Source organism: Dehalococcoidales bacterium (assembly GCA_028716225.1).
Lineage (GTDB): Bacteria > Chloroflexota > Dehalococcoidia > Dehalococcoidales > UBA5760 > UBA5760.
Genome location: JAQUQE010000002.1, coordinates 112,309 through 130,086, shown reverse-complemented (window position 1 = coordinate 130,086; position 17,778 = coordinate 112,309). Strand labels below are relative to the sequence as shown.

Genomic DNA, 17,778 nt, shown 5'->3' with positions numbered 1-17,778 from the left:
CCTTATGTCACCGTATGGAGAGTGCGAATTCTTGTTGTCCAGTCTCGTTAATGCTAGAATAGAATGACCTTACTAATCAGAGGTGCGGCGTGATTGTCGAGAAGTTAGTCGTTGGGCCGTTTGCCACTAACTGTTATATCGTCGGTGATGAATCTACCAGGGAGGGCATTATTATTGACCCCGGTGATGAGGCAAAGAAGATACTGAGAAGGGTCAATGAGCTTGGGCTTGACATAAAACTAATTCTGCTAACCCACGGGCATATCGATCATGCCGGGGCGTTGAAAGAAGTCAAGGAAGCCACCAATGCTGAGGTGGCGATTCATATCGATGACGCTAATTTTGATCGCTACCGTTCTTCAGGTTTAATCTTTGGTCTCTTCTATCCCCATCCCCCCACCCCGGACCGCTTACTTCATGATGGGGATACCCTCGACATCGCTGGCATGCACTTCGAGGTCCTGCATACCCCGGGCCATACTGCCGGCGGCATTTGTCTGCTCAGGGATGGGGTGGTCTTCAGCGGTGATTCCCTGTTTAACTGTAGTATCGGCAGGTCGGACCTGCCCGGCGGCAATCACAGCCAGCTTTTGGAGAGCATCCGCAGCAAACTCCTCGTTCTGGATGATCATACCGTTGTTTATCCCGGTCACGGTGAAAACACCACCATTGCCGCCGAGCGCAGGGATAATCCCTTCCTGTCCAACTTACGGGCTTTTTAGATTACTCCGCTGAAGTGGATCAGTACCGGAGCCAGCACCAGGGCTACGATTGACATCAGCTTTATCATAATATTCAGTGATGGCCCTGAGGTATCCTTCATGGGATCGCCTACCGTATCACCGACTACGGATGCCTTATGGGCATCGGAGCCCTTGCCACCGAAGGCACCGGTTTCTATCCATTTCTTGGCGTTGTCCCAGGATCCGCCGGCGTTGGCAAAGGTAACCGCCAGTATAAAACCGCAGACCACTGCCCCGATTAGGAACCCGCCCAGAGCAACTTTCCCCAGTAGTAAACCAACCACGATGGGGGTAACGATGGTCATGATGCCGGGGGCAATCATCTGCCGGATGGCAGATTTGGTGCAGATGTCCACGCACTTGCCGTATTCCGCTTTCCCTTTCCCTTCCATCAACCCGGGTATTTCACGAAACTGCCGGCGGACCTCGTTGACTATCGAGAAGCTGGCTTTGCCGACTGAAGTCAGTGTCATCGCGCAGAATATGGCCGGTATCATTGCCCCCAGGAAGATGCCGGCGATTACACGTGGATCAAGCATACTGATTTCGGCAAACTTGATGCCTACCGCCTGGGTATAGGCGAGCAGCAGGGCCAGGGCAGTCAGTCCGGCAGCGCCGATGGCAAAACCCTTGCCGGTAGCGGCAGTAGTGTTACCTAGGGAGTCTAGCGCATCGGTGCGCTCTCTGATTTCGTGGGGCAGGTCGCTCATCTCGACAATACCACCGGCGTTGTCGGCGACCGGTCCGTAGGCGTCAGTGGCATCCTGTATACCAAGAGTAGCCAACATGCCGACGCCGCCAATAGCAATGCCGTACATGCCGGCGAATTTGTATGCGATCAGCATCGCCGCTACGATGATTATGATAGGCGGCAGGTTGCTCATCAGGCCGTTGGCGAAGCCTCTGGTCAGTAGTGTTCCCGCTCCAGTCTGAGCGGATTCGGCGATGTTAAGCGTTGGTTTGTAGGAATAGGAGGTGAAGTAGTTGGTGCTCTCTCCGATGGCAACACCGGCGACGAGACCGGCCAGAATTGCCCAGAAGATGTTGATACTGGCGCCCAGGAAATATACTGCCAGGAAAGCGAAGACGCCGGTGAGGATTGAAGATATCACCGTACCGCGTCGCAGGGCGTTAAGTAGAGCCCCCATCGCTGCTTTCGCTTTGCCGACCCTTACCGCGAATATACCGATGATGGAGGCGATAATACCGCCGCCAGCTACCAACATGGGCAGGAACCAGGCGGTGGTTAGATCGGGTACCAGATGGGTGGAGAAAACGGCTATCGTACCCAGTGCCATAGTGGCAATAATCGAGTCAACGTAGGACTCGTAAAGGTCGGCACCCATGCCGGCGACATCACCGACGTTGTCTCCGACGAAGTCGGCAATGACGGCGGCGTTGCGCGGGTCATCCTCGGGTATGTTCGCTTCAACCTTACCCACGATGTCGGCGCCGGTGTCGGCAGCCTTGGTGAATATACCGCCGCCGACTCTGGCAAAGATGGCTACTCCAGAGGCGCCGAAACCAAAGGCAGGAATAACCTTGAGCAGAATATCAGGATTACTGCCGAAGGTGAAGTAGAGTATGCTCATACTGATGATACCGATACCAACGACACATAGCCCCATTACTGCCCCGCTACGGAAGGCTACCCGTAGGCCGTCGTTCAAACTCTTCTGTGCGGCAGCAGCGGTGCGGCTGTTGGCTCTGACGGCAATGCTCATGCCGATGAATCCGGCCAGTGCCGAGGTGACGGCGCCGCAGACAAATACCACCGATACCCACCAGCCGAGCATGGGAACAACACCGAGGACGATGGCGACCACGGTGATGAATATCGCCAGTATGCGGTATTCTCTACCGATAAAGGCAAGAGCCCCTTCCTTGATTGCGGTTGATATCTGTCTTATCCGCTCCGAGCCCTGGTCTTGCTTCAGGACATAGCGTGCCATAAAGCCGGCAATACCAATTCCGATACCGCCGCAGATTAGGGCGATTATTATTGGGTTCATTGACCAAATCTCCTCTCTTGGAATTAGTGTTTACGATCCTTGAGGTTCTCCCCGAATATTCTTAACTTTGCCTCAAGCTTGTTCTGCCTCATTATCATGGTCAGGTCGCTGCGTGTCCTTTCCAGGACGCCGCGTACCATATCGGTAGTGCGGCGCAGTCCGGCGGTGATCGCATCGGGAAAGTCCATGGTGACCAGCACATTGTAGATATCATCCATGGCTTCCAGTAACTCCTCGCCACGTGATAAGTCCTCCCTTCTTATACCGTCCAGTATAAAGCGTCTTAGCTCGCCGACGGCTTCCCCCATTCCGTTCAGATAGGCAGCGAATTCCGTATCCAATTCATCGGGAGTGGGAACCTGTTTTCCGGTCACCAGAGCAAGGGTGATGGCGGCTTCGGCAAATTCCTTTTGGGCATCCCGGAAAAAGCCGGTGTTGCTGAGATCGTTATTCTGATTGGTCGCCAGCTTGGCTTCATTAAGCAGACTGGCCGCTGAGCCAAGTATCTCCTTAGCCGTGTCAAACTCCTGACGGTGTAGGGTGCGGATGGCGGTTGAGGAGTAGCGAATTACTTCGCGACAGAGGGGCAGTAATTTTTCCCTAGCGGCGTCTTTAGCCGTGAAGCTCAGCCGGATTTGCTCGGCGATTGCATCCAGGTTATCGGTCAGTCTAGCTCTAGTCATCGGCCGCCTCGATTCGGGCTACTATTTGCCGGGCTGCTTTTTCAGGGGATTCCGTCTTGAGTATAGCGCTGATTACGGCTATCGCGTCGGCACCGGCAGAAATTACCTCAGCCGCATTATCTTCGTTGATGCCGCCGATGGCTATTATCGGCAGGCTCACCGCCCGCCTCATCTGTCGCAGCCTTTCCGGTTCAACGATAACCGCCGTTTCTTTCGATGAGGTCGGGTAGATGGAGCCGACCCCGATATAGTCAGCCCCGTCCGCTTCGGCGGTAAGGGCCTGCTCCAGTGTGTTTGTCGAACAGCCCAGGATTTTGTCTATCGGCAGTAACCGGCGGGCTACCCGGACGGGTAGATCGTTCTGCCCCAGGTGTACCCCGTCGGCGTCGCTGGCTAAAGCAATATCGAGGTGGTCGTTAATGATAAAGAGCACGTTGTGCCCTGCGCATAGCTCTTTAAGTTTGATAGCGATAGGTAGCAGCTCCTTTTTAGGCAGGACCTTGTCCCTTAGTTGGACAACCCTGGCCCCACCATGAATTACCTGCTCGGCCACTTCATGGTGTAGACGCCCTTTGAGGGCCTGGGTATCGATAATAGCGCAGAGCCCGCGGATAAGCTTTGCCTTGTCCTGCCGCAGCAGGCGAGAGAGCATCTCTTGTTCTATCGTGTAAAGCTCGAACCGGGACTGCTTGAAGCTCTCCGGGTCTAACCCGAGGTCGATTCCGCCGGTCCGGGTAAGCTCCTCTATGGTTCGTAATGATTCCTGAACTCTCCTTGAATTAGCCACCAGCACCAGCGGCATATCTTTCTCTCCTGCCTGTCCCGGTGTTTTCAGGTTGATACCTACATCGCCCCTGGCGTCTCGGGCTCCGACGAGATGTTTGTTAAGTGTCAGGTCGCCTTCGACTATCCTGTGACGCATCGTTTTTATCTGCCCGCTTATAGCGGCGTCGTTAAGCACCAGGCGGGCTACGTCTTCGATGACCCGGAGTCCCTCACTGGCACGGTTCAGGTTGACGTCGATAATACGTAGTATCTGTTGTGGCAGCGCTTTTGTCGGGGGCATATTCATCGTCACTGGCGGCTAATTCTAACATAATTGGAAGCAGGTGGTAAAGAGATATGCCTTAGTCCTCACCCACTGCATTATCAATAAGCTCGATGCGGGACGGCTTGCTTTTTTCGTCTAGCTCTATCGCTACGATATCAATACGCCATAGCGATGGTAGATTACGGTGGCTCTGCCGGTAGTGAAGGGCGGTTGTTCTCAACCTTTCCTTCTTGACCGGAGTAATTGATTCCTCCGGACTGCCGAAGCCGAGGCTCCTTTTGGTTCTTACTTCGATAAAGACAAGGTAGTCCTTATGCCTGGCGATGATATCAATCTCTCCTCGCGGACAGCGGTAGTTGGTCTCCAGAATGTGATAGCCGCGTTTTTTGAGGAAGTCGTGGGCTATTCTTTCCCCCAGGATACCGGTCTCTCTGCGTTTCATAGTTCGCTTACCTGCCTGACCGGCCTGAAGGAGTGGCGGTGAATCGGGCAGGTTCCCATCTGGCTGAGGCGGAAAAGGTGTTCCCTTGTTCCATAGCCCTTGTGTCTGGCCAGCCCGTAGCCGGGGTAGGTATCATCCAGCCGAATCATAAAACGGTCGCGGGCCACCTTGGCGATGATAGAGGCGCAGGCAATGGAGAAGCATAGCCGGTCGCCGTTGGTGATCCCCTTTTGCGGCAGGGATATCTCGGGGAGGATTAGATAGTCGATAATAAGATAGTCGGGCGCTGGTGCGAGTTGCTCAATAGCTATTTTCATGGCGAGTTTCGTTGCCTTGACTATTCCCTGTGAGTCGATCGTCTCAGGTGGCACCAGTCCGATGCCTGCCGCAATAGCAGTTTCCCTGATGTGCTGAAAGAGGTACTCCCTTCGGGCCGGACTTAGCTGCTTGGAGTCCCTTACCTCATCCTGCCAGGGAGTATCTATCCGGGCGGGTAGTATCACGGCGGCGGCGGCTACCGGACCGGCCAGTGCACCCCGGCCGGCTTCATCAACGCCGGCAACAAGCTGGTAGCCATTTGCCCTGAGAAGTTCTTCCTCGATAAAGGATGGTTTATTAGATCGGAATATCACGCCCTTTGCTTTCCTCTACTTCTATTATACCCCCGCCCAGCACCTCACTGCCCTGGTAGAAAACGACATCCTGCCCCGGGGTAATTGCGCTCTGGGGCTTATTGAAGGTGACCTTGGCGGTATTACCCTCTAGGCATAACCTGGCGGCTGCCCGGGCTGAGCCGTAGCGGATTTTAGCCGTTATTCTGCGTGTCTCTTGCGGTGGTACTCCCCTGATCCAGCTGAGCCGGCTGGCGTTAAGCCTGTTGCCTACCAGCTGGTTGCTGGTGCCGACTATTACTCTGTTGGTGTTGGGATCAAGCTTGAGCACATAAAGCCTTTCCTTCGAGCTTAAGCCCAGTCCCTGCCTTTGCCCTACGGTGTAGAGAGCCATGCCGTTGTGTCTGCCCAGGACGTTACCCTCCGCGTCGGTAATATCCCCGGGTTTTGTGGTGATGTGCCCGGCCAAAAACTGGCGATAGTCATTACCCGGTATGAAGCAGATGTCCTGGCTCTCCCGCGGGCTGTCAGTAGCCAGGCCGCGCCGGGCGGCCATCTGCCTAACCTCGGATTTGTGGAGGCTACCCAGAGGGAAGAGCAGGTGCTTCAGTTCCCGTTGCCCGAGCCGGTAGAGGAAATAGGACTGGTCTTTGGTCGGGTCTGCCCCTTCGAGGAGATGATGCCCTTCCCCGGAGGACTCGATGCGGGCGTAGTGGCCGGTAGCCAGATAGTCGGCTCCCATTTCCATTACCCTGTCGAGCAGCAGCCCGAACTTGATTCTTTGGTTGCAGATAGTACAGGGGTTTGGTGTCCGGCCGCGGTTGTACTCCAGACAGAAGTAGTCGATTATAAGCTCCTGGAACTCTTCTTCCAGATTGAGTATCCGGAGGGGGATTGCCAGCCCCCGGCAGTTATCTCTGAGGGCAGCGATATTCTTTTCCTGATCGGGGCCTTTCCATAGCTTCAAATAAACGCCGCTTGTTTGATTGCCGGCCTCATTGAGCAGGGCGGCTGCCATTAGAGAGTCCACTCCGCCGCTCATCGCCACAACCACTCGCTTACCGGACATCTTTTTTTCAGTCACTCTCTTGGCCCAGCAGCTCGCTTACCCGTTGCCAGATAGCCCCGGCCACCTTCTCCCTGCTCTGTGTGGCGTCTACGACCAGCCAGCGTTCAGGTTCGTCAGCAGCCAGCTTGAGGTAGCCCTCCCTTATCCTGTGGTGAAAGGCTAGCTCTTCCTGTTCGAAGCGGTCTCGCTGGCTGCCCTTCTTGCGGGTAAGTCCCAATTCGGTGGGTATGTCGAGAAGGACGGTCAGTTCCGGTTTAAGCCCTTGAGTAGCGGCGTTATTGGTAGCTTTGACGGTTGCCATATCCAGCCCCCGTCCATATCCCTGATATACTGTGGTAGAATCGGCATAGCGGTCGCTGATAACGACTTTGCCATTTTTCAGGCCGGGTATGATTACCTCGGTTACCGATTGGGCGCGGGCGGCGTTAAACAGTAGCAGCTCGACCAGCGGTGTGATATCCTTATCATCAGTCCATTTCAACCAGCGGCCCAGCTTCTTGCCCAGCGGCGTACCGCCGGGTTCGTAGGTCAGGATGGTCGGAATGGACAGGTGCGACAGTCTCCGGTATAGTAGTTTAGACTGAACGCTCTTGCCGCTTCCTTCTCCTCCCTCGAAGGTGATGAACAGGGACATAACTACCTCATTTATATTATTCGGTGGCCCATTATCCTGTTTCCCTCTCCGCTTACCGATAAATCCTCACCCTGCGGTTGGGGTCTTTGCCGGTGCTCTGGGAGAGCAAGTCGTTTCGTCCCGCTATCAGATGCTGCAGGCGACGTATGTAAGCGCTCTGCGGACTGAGTTCTATTCCTTCTTGCTCCCCTTCCTTTACCTGGGTAACCGCTTCTTCCGCCTCACCTAAGGCACGCTTTAAGGAATTTGATTTGTCCTGATTCTCTACCGGGTAGATGTCAGTCAAAAGTTGTCTCATCTGAGCCGGGGTATTGCTTCTTAAGACATAGAGAGGCAGGTTAGCCGCTTCGGCATCCCTCACCTTTTGCGGCTTACGGCGAAAGTAGTTTTTCGAAGTGATAAAAAGATTAGCCTCGCTCAAGTTTTGCACTATATCCAGTTCTAGCTGCATCTCTTTGGTAATTTGTTCCAGCCGCCCCCGGTTTATCCCGTAGAGGTAAACCTTCGCCGGCTCATTTTTCTTGAGGGGTTGTCTGGCTCTGGATGTTCTTGTCGAGGTGGTTGCCGGGACTTGCTTTGCTATCCTGATCTCACCCTTTTCGTCCAGCCAGCGGGTTTCGATATCCAGCACCTGGCCGCGCAGGATAGCGTCGACCGCCTCGCCAACGTCGGGGCGGATGGCTACCCTGTCCCAGCCCTGAATTTCAACAACGATATCAAAGGTTGGTGACGAAGTGCGTTCCAGGATCGATTTCCGGGTGCCCCTTCGCTTGGCTTCTTCGTCGCCCAGGGTTACCGACTGGATGCCGCCGATGAGGTCGCAGAGGGTAGGGTTCATCATTAGATTCTCCAGTGTGTTTCCGTGGGCGGTGGCGATTAGCTGCACGCCGCGCTCGGCAATAGTGCGGGCTGCCTGTGCCTCGAGTTCGGTACCGATTTCATCGATTACGATTACCTCGGGCATATGGTTCTCCACCGCCTCAATCATTACGGCGTGTTGCTTGGTAGGGGTGGCTACCTGCATCCGGCGGGCGTGTCCGATAGCCGGGTGGGGAATATCGCCGTCGCCGGCGATTTCATTTGAGGTGTCGACAATGATAACCCGTTTCCCGAATTCGTCAGCGAGTACCCGGGCAACCTCACGGAGCATGGTGGTTTTGCCTACTCCGGGACCACCCAAGAGGAGAACGCCCTTGCCGGTCTCGACGAGGTCTTCGATAATCTTTATTGTGCCGAAGACAGCCCGTCCCACACGGCAGGTGAGTCCGACGATACGCCGTTTGCGGTTGCGGATAGCGGAGATGCGATGCAGCGTGCGCTCAATGCCGGCCCGGTTGTCATCGCCGAAAGTACCGATACGTGAGACGACGTAATCAAGGTCGGCTTCGTCAATTTCTTTGGGGTTAAGGATTATTTCCCGCGCCGGAAAACGGGCTTCTGCAGGCCGGCCCAGATCAAGGACTACTTCCAGCAGATCACTGTTGTTCCCTTGGTCGCATAGCGGCTGACGAATGTGTGGCGGTAGGATGTTGAGCAAAGCATCCAGGTCATCGGTGATAACCTTTTGCATAACCTTTTGCAAAGGTGTTCCCCTGTTTAGGATTTATTGCTCTCGGCAGCAATATCTAAAAAATACTGATGAAATCTCAGATCGTCGGTCAGCTCGGGGTGGAAAGCAGCCGCCAGTAGTTTGCCCTGCCTGGCGGCGACGATGGTACCGTCGCCCAGCCTGGCCAGTATCTCGGTTTTGCCATTGACCTTCTCGATTAAGGGAGCACGGATGAAGATGCCAAGGAAGGGTTTTTCTCCCAGCGCCGGTATATCCAGCTCAGCCTCAAAGCTGTCCTTCTGTCGTCCGAAGGCATTACGTCTGACTGTGATGTCCATCAGCCCCAGGGGTTCGACGTCGGATTCTGAGATTTCTCTGGCGAGTAGTATCATTCCGGCGCAGGTGCCAAATATGGGTAGCCCTCTCTCGGCAAACTTTTTCACCTCGTCGGCCAGCTTATAGGCTGCTATCAGACGACCGATAGAGGTACTTTCTCCACCCGGGATAACCAACCCGTCCATATTCTCAAGCTCCGAGGGTAGACGGACAGGTAGTGCTTCTACCTTTAGCTGGCGCAGCATGGCTATGTGTTCGGCAAAGGCTCCCTGCATAGCAAGGACACCTATTCTCATCTTACCAGCCTCGGGATGCCAGCAGTTCTTCGGTGGGGATTTGCTTGATATCCAGCCCGGGCATGGCTTCGCCCAGGTTCTTGGAGACCTCGGCGATGATTGCGGCGTCCTGATAGTGGGTGGTCGCCTTGACGATGGCCTTGGCCATGACCTCGGGTTTGGCAGACTTAAAGATACCGGAGCCGACAAAGACCCCGTCGGCGCCCAGCTGCATCATCAGGGCGGCATCAGCCGGGGTAGCTACACCGCCGGCGGCAAAGTTGACTACCGGCAGTTTCCCCGTTTTATGTATCTCCTGGACCAGTTCGAAAGGGGCACCTATTTCCTTGGCCTCTGCCATCAGTTCTTCCTCGGGCATATTTACCAGTTTACGAATAGCATCCGTGACCGCTCGCATGTGTCTGACGGCTTCGACAACATTACCGGTGCCTGCCTCTCCTTTAGTCCGTATCATGGCAGCCCCTTCGCCAAGGCGGCGCAGCGCCTCGCCTAGGTTGCGACAGCCGCAGACAAAGGGTACCTTGAAGTCGTGTTTCCAGATATGGTGTGCTTCGTCGGCAGGAGTAAGCACTTCCGACTCGTCGATGTAATCGATACCGAGTGCCTCCAGTGCCTGGGCCTCTACGAAATGACCGATGCGGCATTTTGCCATTACCGGTATTGAGACGGCCTTCTTAATGTTTTCGATAACGGTCGGGTCGGCCATGCGGGCTACTCCACCAGCGGCACGAATGTCAGCGGGTACTCTCTCCAGTGCCATTACAGCACAGGCACCGGCTTCCTGGGCTATCCTGGCATGCTCGGGGGTAACCACGTCCATGATCACTCCCCCCTTCAGCATTTGCGCCAGCCCGGTCTTGACCTTCCAAGTGCCAGTTTTCATCTTTTATGCCCCCTCTGCTGTAATTTTGTTGTTTTTTCTGTGCGTATTTCCTAGGTATATTTTATCACCGTCGGGTTTGCTTATCAAGAAACTATGACTCCGGTATCTATCGTCGCCACGAATGTCCTTCGGTTTGGTAATTAGGCGGATGGTCTGTATAATTATGTGGGTAGCGTCTGTTTGTGAAGGAGTGATATATGCATCGGTATGTGCACGGTTATTCGGAAAGGGAGGCGCAACGGCTGCGTGAGCAGTCCCTGATTATTGAGAATCTGCTGCATTCTGATACCAGCTACCCCGCTGGTAATCTGATATTAGAAGCCGGCTGCGGCATCGGTGCACAGACGGTGATCCTGGCCAGACGCAGTCCCCGTGCCAGAATCATATCGGTAGACATCTCTCTGGACTCTCTCAGAAGGGCTGGTGCCATTATCGATAATCAGGGTATAGGGGTCGTTTCCCTACAGCAGTCTGATATTCTGACCCTGCCGTTTAGAGAAGGAATTTTTGATCATGTCTTTGTCTGCTTTGTCTTGGAGCATCTTGACCGACCGGTTGATGCACTTATCGAGTTGAAGAGGGTGCTTAAGAAGGGGGGTACGATAACGGTAATTGAGGGCGACCATGGATCATGTTTCTGGTATCCGGAGACGGCTGAGTCCCGTAAGGTATGGCAGTGTCTGATAGATGTGCAGAAACACCTTGACCATAATCCCCTGATCGGTCGCCAGCTATACCCGCTGCTGGAACAGTCCGGCTTCGACATCGGATACGTCTTACCCCGCTGGCTGTATGCCGATGGCAGCAACCCTCGACTGATGAACGATGGGGTCGGCAAGATTATGGTGCCGATGCTTGAAACGGCGAGAGAACAGGCACTCAATCTGGGGCTTATTGCCGAAGTAACCTGGCGGAAAGGTATCGATGACCTGCGCCATACTGCGGAATCTCCCGGCGGTACCTTTTTCTACACCTGGTTTAAGGGGGTCGGAATAAAGCCGGATACAGCTTAATTACTTCATCGGTAATTCAGCCGATACCGTTTTATGCTGCGTTGCTTACCGGTCTGTTAGTCGGTTAATATCTCGGGCAGTGGTGCTTTTGTTCCCAACGCTCCGGTAGGACAGGTGGAAACACACAGACCGCAGGAGTCACAGCTCGTTTCGGATAACGGCATACCCAGCGTCGGTTCAACTCTGGTCTCAAAGCCTCGCTCCACAAAGCCGAAGACGCTGAGCCCTTTAATCTCGCTACATATCCGGATGCACCTGCCACACAGAATACACTTATTCTGGTCTCTTAAGATAAACGGATGCTCGCTCTTGTTAATGGGCAGGTGGTGTTTTGCGCCGGCGTAGTGGGCATCGTTTACCTGATACTCGGTCGCTAGCTCACGCAGCTTGCAGTCGAATCTGGCATGGCAGCCACAGCCGAGGCAGCGTTCCGCTTCCTTGAGCGCCTTTTTCTCGCTGAGGGTGAACTCCATCTCGGCAAAGCTCTTCTTACGCTCTTCCGGATCGAGGGTAGCTTGTTTGGTTCTGGCAATGCGCTCGACATCGGCGAAATCGGTGGAGTCGATATCTTCCAGCTCACCCTTGCTACAGCTGTAGCTTTTCACATCCGGTACTACCGGCTGTCCGCTGAGGTATTTGTTTATTGAACTGGCTGCTCTCCTCCCTGCGCCGATAGCCTCAACTGCAGTGGCTGGTCCTGAGGTACAGTCGCCACCGGAGAATACTCCGGCTACGGAGGTAGCCATATTCTCATCATTGATACTGATGTAGTTTCTCTTGCTGATTTCGATCTGGCTGTCCCGGTCCAGGTTGGGATTATCCATGGCCTGCCCGATGGCGGCGATAATATTATCCACCTCCATCGTGAATTCGGAGCCGGCTATCGGCTCGGGGCGGCGCCGGCCTGAACTGTCCGGCTCACCAAGCGCCATCTTGATACATTCCATAGCAGCGACTTTGCCTGCTCTGGCGCTGGCCTTTACCGGGGCGGTCAGGAACTGGAAGTGGACCCCTTCTTCCTCAGCCTGTTCTATTTCCTCGGCATTAGCTGGCATCTCCAATCTGGAGCGGCGGTAGACGACATTTACTTCTTTTACCCCCAGTCTGACGGCGGTACGGGCGACATCCATTGCGGTGTTGCCACCGCCGATTACGGCTATCTTATTACCCAGGGATACCTTATTACCCAGGGTTACATCTCTTAAGAATTCGATTCCGGAGAGTACACCGGGCAGGTTTTCCCCTTCGATTCTCATTTTCTGATTGGCTTGTGCTCCGATGGCGATAAAGATTGCCTCGTAACCTGTTTTCTTGAGGCTTTCGATAGTAAAGTCTTTGCCCAGTGAGGCGTTGCAGCGGACTTTGTGACACAGGCGTGTGATAGCAGCTATTTCTTTGTCCAAAATTGCTTTGGGTAACCGGTATTCGGGAATACCGTATCTCAGCATTCCCCCGAGCTCGGGACTGGCTTCAAGAATGGTTACTGTGTGTCCTTCCAGCCCGAGGTAGTAAGCGGCGGTCAGACCGGCCGGACCTCCGCCGATGATAGCAACACGGCGGCCTGTTGCCGGTTTGGGTTCCGGCAGGTATTGGTCCTTGCTATTCATATCGTAGTCGGCGACGAATCGCTTTAACGAGTTTATTGCTACTGGTTCATCTACCCGGTTGCGGCGGCACTCGGTTTCGCAGAAACGGGGGCACACCCGGCCGCAGACCAGGGGCAGCGGGTTGGATTCCTTGATTAGAGCCAGTGCTTCCCGATATTTGCCCTGGGCAGTAAGGGCGATATGGCCCTGAATGTCTATGCCTGCCGGGCAGGTTAGCTTGCAGGGTGCAATACAGTCACCATAGTGGTCGGAGAGGATCAGCTCCAGGGCCATGCGGCGCATGTTGCTTAGGTCATCGCTGGCGGTTCTGATTGCCATACCTTCGGTTATCGGTGTGGTACAGGCCGGCATCGGCCCGCGCGCTTTTTCTACCTCCACCAGGCAGAGGCGACAGGCGGCAGTAGGCTTAAGGCGTGAGTCATGGCACAGGGTGGGTAGTCTAATTCCCTGCTGCTCGGCCGCTTCCAGAATAGTGGTTCCGACCTCTGCTTCAATCCTTTTCCCATTCAACGTAAATGCGACTTTGGGCATTTTCCTCTCCTTACTGGACCGATATGGCGTCGAGACGACACACATTCATGCATAATCCACAGCGAATACACTTTTCCTGGTCAATAACAAAGGGCTTTTTCCTCTCTCCGGAAATAGCCTTGGTAGGACAGTACTTGGCACATACCCCGCAGCCGGGGCACTTTTCCGAGATAACCTCGTAGGTAATCAATGCCTGGCATTTCTTGGCGCGGCATTTATGGTCGCGGATATGCTCTTCGTACTCGTCACGGAAGTATTTAATCGTGGTCAATACCGGGTTGGGTGCTGTCTGCCCCAGCCCGCATAGTGAAGCCCGTTTTACAGTATGAGCCAGCTCCTCAAGGAGCTCGATATCTTCTTCCTTTCCTTCGCCGTTAGCAATCCGCTTCAGCGTTTCCAGCATGCGAAGGGTGCCGATGCGGCAGAATGTGCATTTACCGCAGGATTCCTCCTGGGTAAAGTTAAGGAAGAACTTGGTGATGTCTACCATACAACTGGACTCATCCATTACTATCAGGCCGCCGGAGCCCATAATGGCACCGGTTTTAGTTACCGATTCGTAGTCTACCTGGGTGTCTGCCATGCTGGCCGGGATAACACCGCCGGATGGCCCCCCGATCTGGATTGCCTTGAATTCCAGGCCGCTTGAGGTCCCACCGCCGACATCAAAGACGACTTCCTTGAGTGTTATTCCCATGGGTACCTCGATCAGACCGCCGTGGGCTACCTTGCCGGCGAGGGCAAAGACCTTGGTCCCCTTGCTTTTTTCGGTGCCGTAGCTGTTGAAGGCGCTGGCGCCGTGTAGGATAATCCAGGCAACATTGGCCAGAGTCTCGACATTATTGATGGTGGTTGGCTTCTCCCATAGACCCGAGTTGGCCGGGAAGGGTGGGCGGACCCTGGGCATACCCCGTTTCCCCTCTATGGACATTAATAGTGCGGTCTCTTCACCACAGACGAAGGCGCCGGCTCCCTGTCTAATCTTGATATTAAAGCTGAAACCGGATCCCTTGATATTTTCTCCGATAAACCCCTTCTCTATGGCTTTAGCCAGCGCTATTTCCAGGCGTTTGATTGCCAGCGGGTACTCTGCTCTTATGTAGAAATAGCCTTCTGACGCGCCGACAGCGTAGCCGGCGATTAGCATGCCTTCGATGACGGTATGCGGGTCGCTTTCCAGGACACTCCTGTCCATGAATGCGCCCGGGTCGCCTTCATCGGCATTGCAGACGATGTATTTTGGTTCTCCTTCTGCTTTGCGGGCGAAGCCCCACTTGACGCCGGTAGGAAAGCCGGCGCCACCTCTACCCCTGAGACCGGAGGTAGTAATCTCATCGATTACCTCCTGGGGGGCCATGCTGTTTAGCACCTTCTCCAGTGCTTTGTAGCCGTCAGCAGCCAGATAATCTTCAAGCGACTCAGGATCGATTATACCGCAGTTACGCAGCACAACCCTTTTCTGCTTCGCCATTAGACTTTTTAGCTCTTTCTGCGGGATAATCCATTCGGTGACCGGGGTACTCCGGGCGATATGATCATTGATGATGCGTTCGACCTTATCCGGGGTAACCTTACTGTAGAATGTGCTTTCGTTTTGAGGTGAGATGACCTCAATCAGGGCCTCATTATAGCACATACCCATGCACCCGGTCTGCTTAATCACTACATTGAGCCCCTTGTCTTTAAGCTGAGTTTTGAAAGCGTCGTATACCTTTCTTGCCCCGGCGGCTATGCCGCAGGAGGCGAGCCCTATCTTTATTGTCCACTTTTCTTCTTTTGCTAAGGACATCAGTTCCTCCTATCATGTCCGGGATGTATATTTGAAGATGACTTAACCTGCAGAGGCCGCTTCTTTTTTCCGGATTTCTTGCATTGTCTTGTCGATAGATTCCGGAGTAAGCCGTCCGTGGGTATCGCCGTTAATCATAATACAGGGGGCCAGACTGCAGCAGCCGAGACAGGCGACCCGTTCGACGGTAAACATCTTGTCCTCGCTGGTTGCTCCTTCCTTGGCACCGGTAACCTGGGCGATGGTATCAGCTACCATCTCGGCACCGCACAGGTGACATGCGGTACCGTGGCAGACCTTAATCAAGTATTTGCCGAGCGGTTCGAGACGGAATTGAGCATAGAATGTGACGATGCCGTATATCTCACTGGCGGGAACATCGATGTCGTCGGCTACCCGCTGTATCGCTGCCTTGGGTACATAGCCGAGCGTATCCTGAACCTCTTGTAGAATCGGTATTACGGCACCCCGTTCCACGCTGTGTTTACGGGCGATGGCATCGATTACGCTAAAGTCTATTTTTTCTTCGGTCATGCTTCCATCGGCCATAGTCGTCTCCTTTTCTCGCTACTCAAGTTTGTTTAAAGTGCGTTTGTCTCATCAGGAATAACCGGTAATTTGGTAGTAATCAAGGCTAGGTATTGACTGTCAGACATGCTCTCAGTCCTATTCGAATCACACCTCTGCGGTATTCGTTGTTTACCTTAGTTAACGTAAAGCAGTTTGACCGGAGTAGAGGTAGTTTACTGAAGTCATTTTGGTGAAGTAAGCTCACCGACACTCATTATAATATATGTCATCAGAGTCTGTCTAGTTGTGGAAGCCTACCATCGGCGATAGGGCAGCGCCGGTACTGGTGTTAAGGATTTGTTGTGGCGGATTAGTCTTAGCCCTTGTTTTCCTCTTCTTTCCCCCAGTTCTGCATTATCTCCTTGATACGCTGGGCGAGGTTAGGGTTATTACGCAGACGCTCGATAAATATCGGGCAGCCTTCCAGCAGTGAGTTCTGGGCGGCAATCGCCATGCTTGACATAAGGTTCTGCATGTTTATATCGGGGGGTTGCGAGGAGTCCATTCCGGATACTGACTGCTGAAGCTGCCGGCGGATATCCTCGGCAGTAAACCTCATCGGCATAATGCATGACTTGTACCAGGGACATTCCTTACACTGGATTATCCCGTGGGCTTCATCTAAAACATCACTCATAGCTAACCTCTTTTCGACTGATAACTAAGCGACCTGCGGCAATCATCACCGACGACTATGAAATAATACTGTCCAGCCTCTTTTCGATAGCTTCTTTACTCTGGAAGCCACCGATTACTTTTTCTCGAATTATCCCATCCCGGTCAATAAAGAAGCTGGTCGGGTACCATTGAACGCTGTATTGCTTAACGGTATCACCTTTGCTGTCAAACAGCACGGTATTAAGAAAAGGGGCAATCCCGTTGTTCTCGAGGAACTGTCTTACCGCACCGGAGCTATCGCCGACATTAATCGCAAGTATTACCAGCCCCCTCCCCTGCATTTCACTATAAACCTGATGCAAGTAGGGTATCTCGTTACGGCAAGGAGGACAGCCGGTATACCAGAAGTTGATCAGTATCGGGCTGCCGTTGAAGGCGCTTAGAGATACGAACTCACCATCCGCATTGGGCAGTTCAAATTCGGGTGCTTTCCTGCCTACTGCCATCGCATCGGTTGGGGAACCGCCGGAACATCCGGATATCACTAGCCCCAGACTGAGAGAGGCCAGTATTACTGTCAGCATTATTCTTGGTAGTTTGCTCAATCTTAGTCTCCTGTTTATCATTTAATTCTACTACTAAATTGCTCCGGTTAACAAAGTAAGTCTGCCCGTTGTGACCAATATTCCCAGGACTATCAGTACGGCGCCGCTGGTAATATATACTGCTCTGGAGTGATGTTGTATGCGCTTCAGTAGCGGTGTTATCCGTTCGAAGGCGGCTCCGATTATCAGAAATGGTATGCCCAGGCCGAGGGAGTATATCGCCAGCAGATAGGCACCGCGCCAGGCGGTGGCCGAAGCTGCGGCTAGCATTAAGATGCCTCCCAGTATGTAGGTGGCGCAGGTCATCGAAGACATTGAGAATATGGCGCCGGTGGCAAAGGAGCGTATGTAACCGGTCTTAGTGCTTTGAGACGGGGTAAGCCGCTTCTGGAAATTTAGCTGCGGCACCTTCTGGGATAGCAGAAAGAGTGCCCCGAAGACTATCAGTAGTATACCGGCAACCTGTTTGATTAGGAAGAAGTTGATACTGATGGCCAGGCCGGCCAGGCCGGCCCCGGCACCCAGTCCGATGAATACTACGCTAAAACCGGCGACGAAAGTAAGGGAGTGAAGAAATATCCGGACGTTCTTTTTATCGGCTCCGGGCTCAAGAATTTCCGGACCGGCCAGGATAGCCATATATATCGGGGCCAGGGGCAGTACACAGGGCAACAGGAAAGAGGTTAGCCCGGCGACAAAAGCGGCTATTACTGATATATTGTCCATTTATATATAA

18 protein-coding genes are annotated in these 17,778 nt (G+C 53.7%); 2 read left to right on the top strand and 16 right to left on the bottom strand.

The features are described 5' to 3' along the window. The first annotated feature begins 89 nt into the window (after positions 1–89). The gene (locus PHI12_02120) at positions 90–722 is read left to right on the top strand and encodes an MBL fold metallo-hydrolase (protein MDD5509598.1); all 633 of its coding nucleotides are present in this window, start codon (positions 90–92) and stop codon (positions 720–722) included. Here PHI12_02120 and PHI12_02115 read toward each other — a convergent pair. The 10 genes from PHI12_02115 to pdxS form a co-directional block, all read right to left on the bottom strand. Further along, entirely contained in the window at positions 719–2,755 is a 2,037-nt protein-coding gene (locus PHI12_02115) for a sodium-translocating pyrophosphatase (protein ID MDD5509597.1), read from the bottom strand. The two genes, PHI12_02120 and PHI12_02115, sit on opposite strands and share 4 nt — an antisense overlap. 23 nt (positions 2,756–2,778) lie before the next feature. Then, the gene (locus tag PHI12_02110) at positions 2,779–3,438 is read right to left on the bottom strand and encodes a haloacid dehalogenase (GenBank protein ID MDD5509596.1); all 660 of its coding nucleotides are present in this window, start codon (positions 3,436–3,438) and stop codon (positions 2,779–2,781) included. Next, positions 3,431–4,504 carry a thiamine phosphate synthase gene (locus PHI12_02105; GenBank protein ID MDD5509595.1) on the bottom strand — a complete coding sequence of 358 codons (1,074 nt, stop codon included), beginning with the start codon at positions 4,502–4,504 and terminating at the stop codon, positions 3,431–3,433. The genes PHI12_02110 and PHI12_02105 overlap by 8 nt, the downstream gene beginning before the upstream one ends. A 61-nt stretch (positions 4,505–4,565) precedes the next feature. After that, a complete protein-coding gene (locus PHI12_02100) occupies positions 4,566–4,931 on the bottom strand; it encodes a YraN family protein (GenBank protein ID MDD5509594.1) in 366 nt (121 codons plus the stop codon). Beyond that, a complete protein-coding gene (locus tag PHI12_02095; GenBank protein MDD5509593.1) occupies positions 4,928–5,563 on the bottom strand; it encodes a ribonuclease HII in 636 nt (211 codons plus the stop codon). The genes PHI12_02100 and PHI12_02095 overlap by 4 nt, the downstream gene beginning before the upstream one ends. Further along, entirely contained in the window at positions 5,547–6,626 is a 1,080-nt protein-coding gene (mnmA, locus tag PHI12_02090) for a tRNA 2-thiouridine(34) synthase MnmA (protein ID MDD5509592.1), read from the bottom strand. The genes PHI12_02095 and mnmA overlap by 17 nt, the downstream gene beginning before the upstream one ends. After that, a complete protein-coding gene (gene tmk, locus PHI12_02085) occupies positions 6,619–7,245 on the bottom strand; it encodes a dTMP kinase (protein ID MDD5509591.1) in 627 nt (208 codons plus the stop codon). Before tmk ends, mnmA begins: the two co-directional genes overlap by 8 nt. A gap of 52 nt (positions 7,246–7,297) precedes the next feature. Further along, a complete protein-coding gene (locus tag PHI12_02080; protein MDD5509590.1) occupies positions 7,298–8,827 on the bottom strand; it encodes an AAA family ATPase in 1,530 nt (509 codons plus the stop codon). A gap of 14 nt (positions 8,828–8,841) precedes the next feature. Beyond that, positions 8,842–9,426, bottom strand: a complete 585-nt coding sequence (gene pdxT / locus PHI12_02075; protein ID MDD5509589.1) for a pyridoxal 5'-phosphate synthase glutaminase subunit PdxT — start codon at positions 9,424–9,426, stop codon at positions 8,842–8,844. 1 nt (position 9,427) lies between these two features. After that, entirely contained in the window at positions 9,428–10,309 is an 882-nt protein-coding gene (gene pdxS, locus PHI12_02070) for a pyridoxal 5'-phosphate synthase lyase subunit PdxS (GenBank protein ID MDD5509588.1), read from the bottom strand. Positions 10,310–10,506: 197 nt separating this feature from the next. Between pdxS and PHI12_02065 the strand changes: the two genes are divergently transcribed. Next, positions 10,507–11,322, top strand: a complete 816-nt coding sequence (locus PHI12_02065) for a methyltransferase domain-containing protein (GenBank protein ID MDD5509587.1) — start codon at positions 10,507–10,509, stop codon at positions 11,320–11,322. 56 nt (positions 11,323–11,378) lie between these two features. Here PHI12_02065 and PHI12_02060 read toward each other — a convergent pair whose 3' ends face one another. The 6 genes from PHI12_02060 to PHI12_02035 form a co-directional block, all read right to left on the bottom strand. Continuing rightward, a complete protein-coding gene (locus PHI12_02060) occupies positions 11,379–13,460 on the bottom strand; it encodes an NAD(P)-binding protein (GenBank protein MDD5509586.1) in 2,082 nt (693 codons plus the stop codon). A gap of 10 nt (positions 13,461–13,470) precedes the next feature. After that, entirely contained in the window at positions 13,471–15,249 is a 1,779-nt protein-coding gene (gene nuoF, locus PHI12_02055) for an NADH-quinone oxidoreductase subunit NuoF (protein MDD5509585.1), read from the bottom strand. 42 nt (positions 15,250–15,291) lie between these two features. Further along, positions 15,292–15,798 (bottom strand): NADH-quinone oxidoreductase subunit NuoE, encoded by a 507-nt coding sequence (gene nuoE / locus PHI12_02050; GenBank protein MDD5509584.1) that lies wholly within the window; start codon positions 15,796–15,798, stop codon positions 15,292–15,294. Positions 15,799–16,135: 337 nt separating this feature from the next. Further along, positions 16,136–16,456, bottom strand: coding sequence for a hypothetical protein (locus PHI12_02045; GenBank protein MDD5509583.1), 321 nt, complete (start codon positions 16,454–16,456; stop codon positions 16,136–16,138). Positions 16,457–16,511: 55 nt separating this feature from the next. Further along, the gene (locus PHI12_02040; GenBank protein MDD5509582.1) at positions 16,512–17,042 is read right to left on the bottom strand and encodes a TlpA disulfide reductase family protein; all 531 of its coding nucleotides are present in this window, start codon (positions 17,040–17,042) and stop codon (positions 16,512–16,514) included. A 33-nt stretch (positions 17,043–17,075) separates the two neighbouring features. Continuing rightward, positions 17,076–17,768: a cytochrome c biogenesis protein CcdA gene (locus PHI12_02035; GenBank protein MDD5509581.1), complete on the bottom strand. Its 693-nt coding sequence runs from the start codon at positions 17,766–17,768 to the stop codon at positions 17,076–17,078. Between the last annotated feature and the right edge of the window lie 10 nt (positions 17,769–17,778).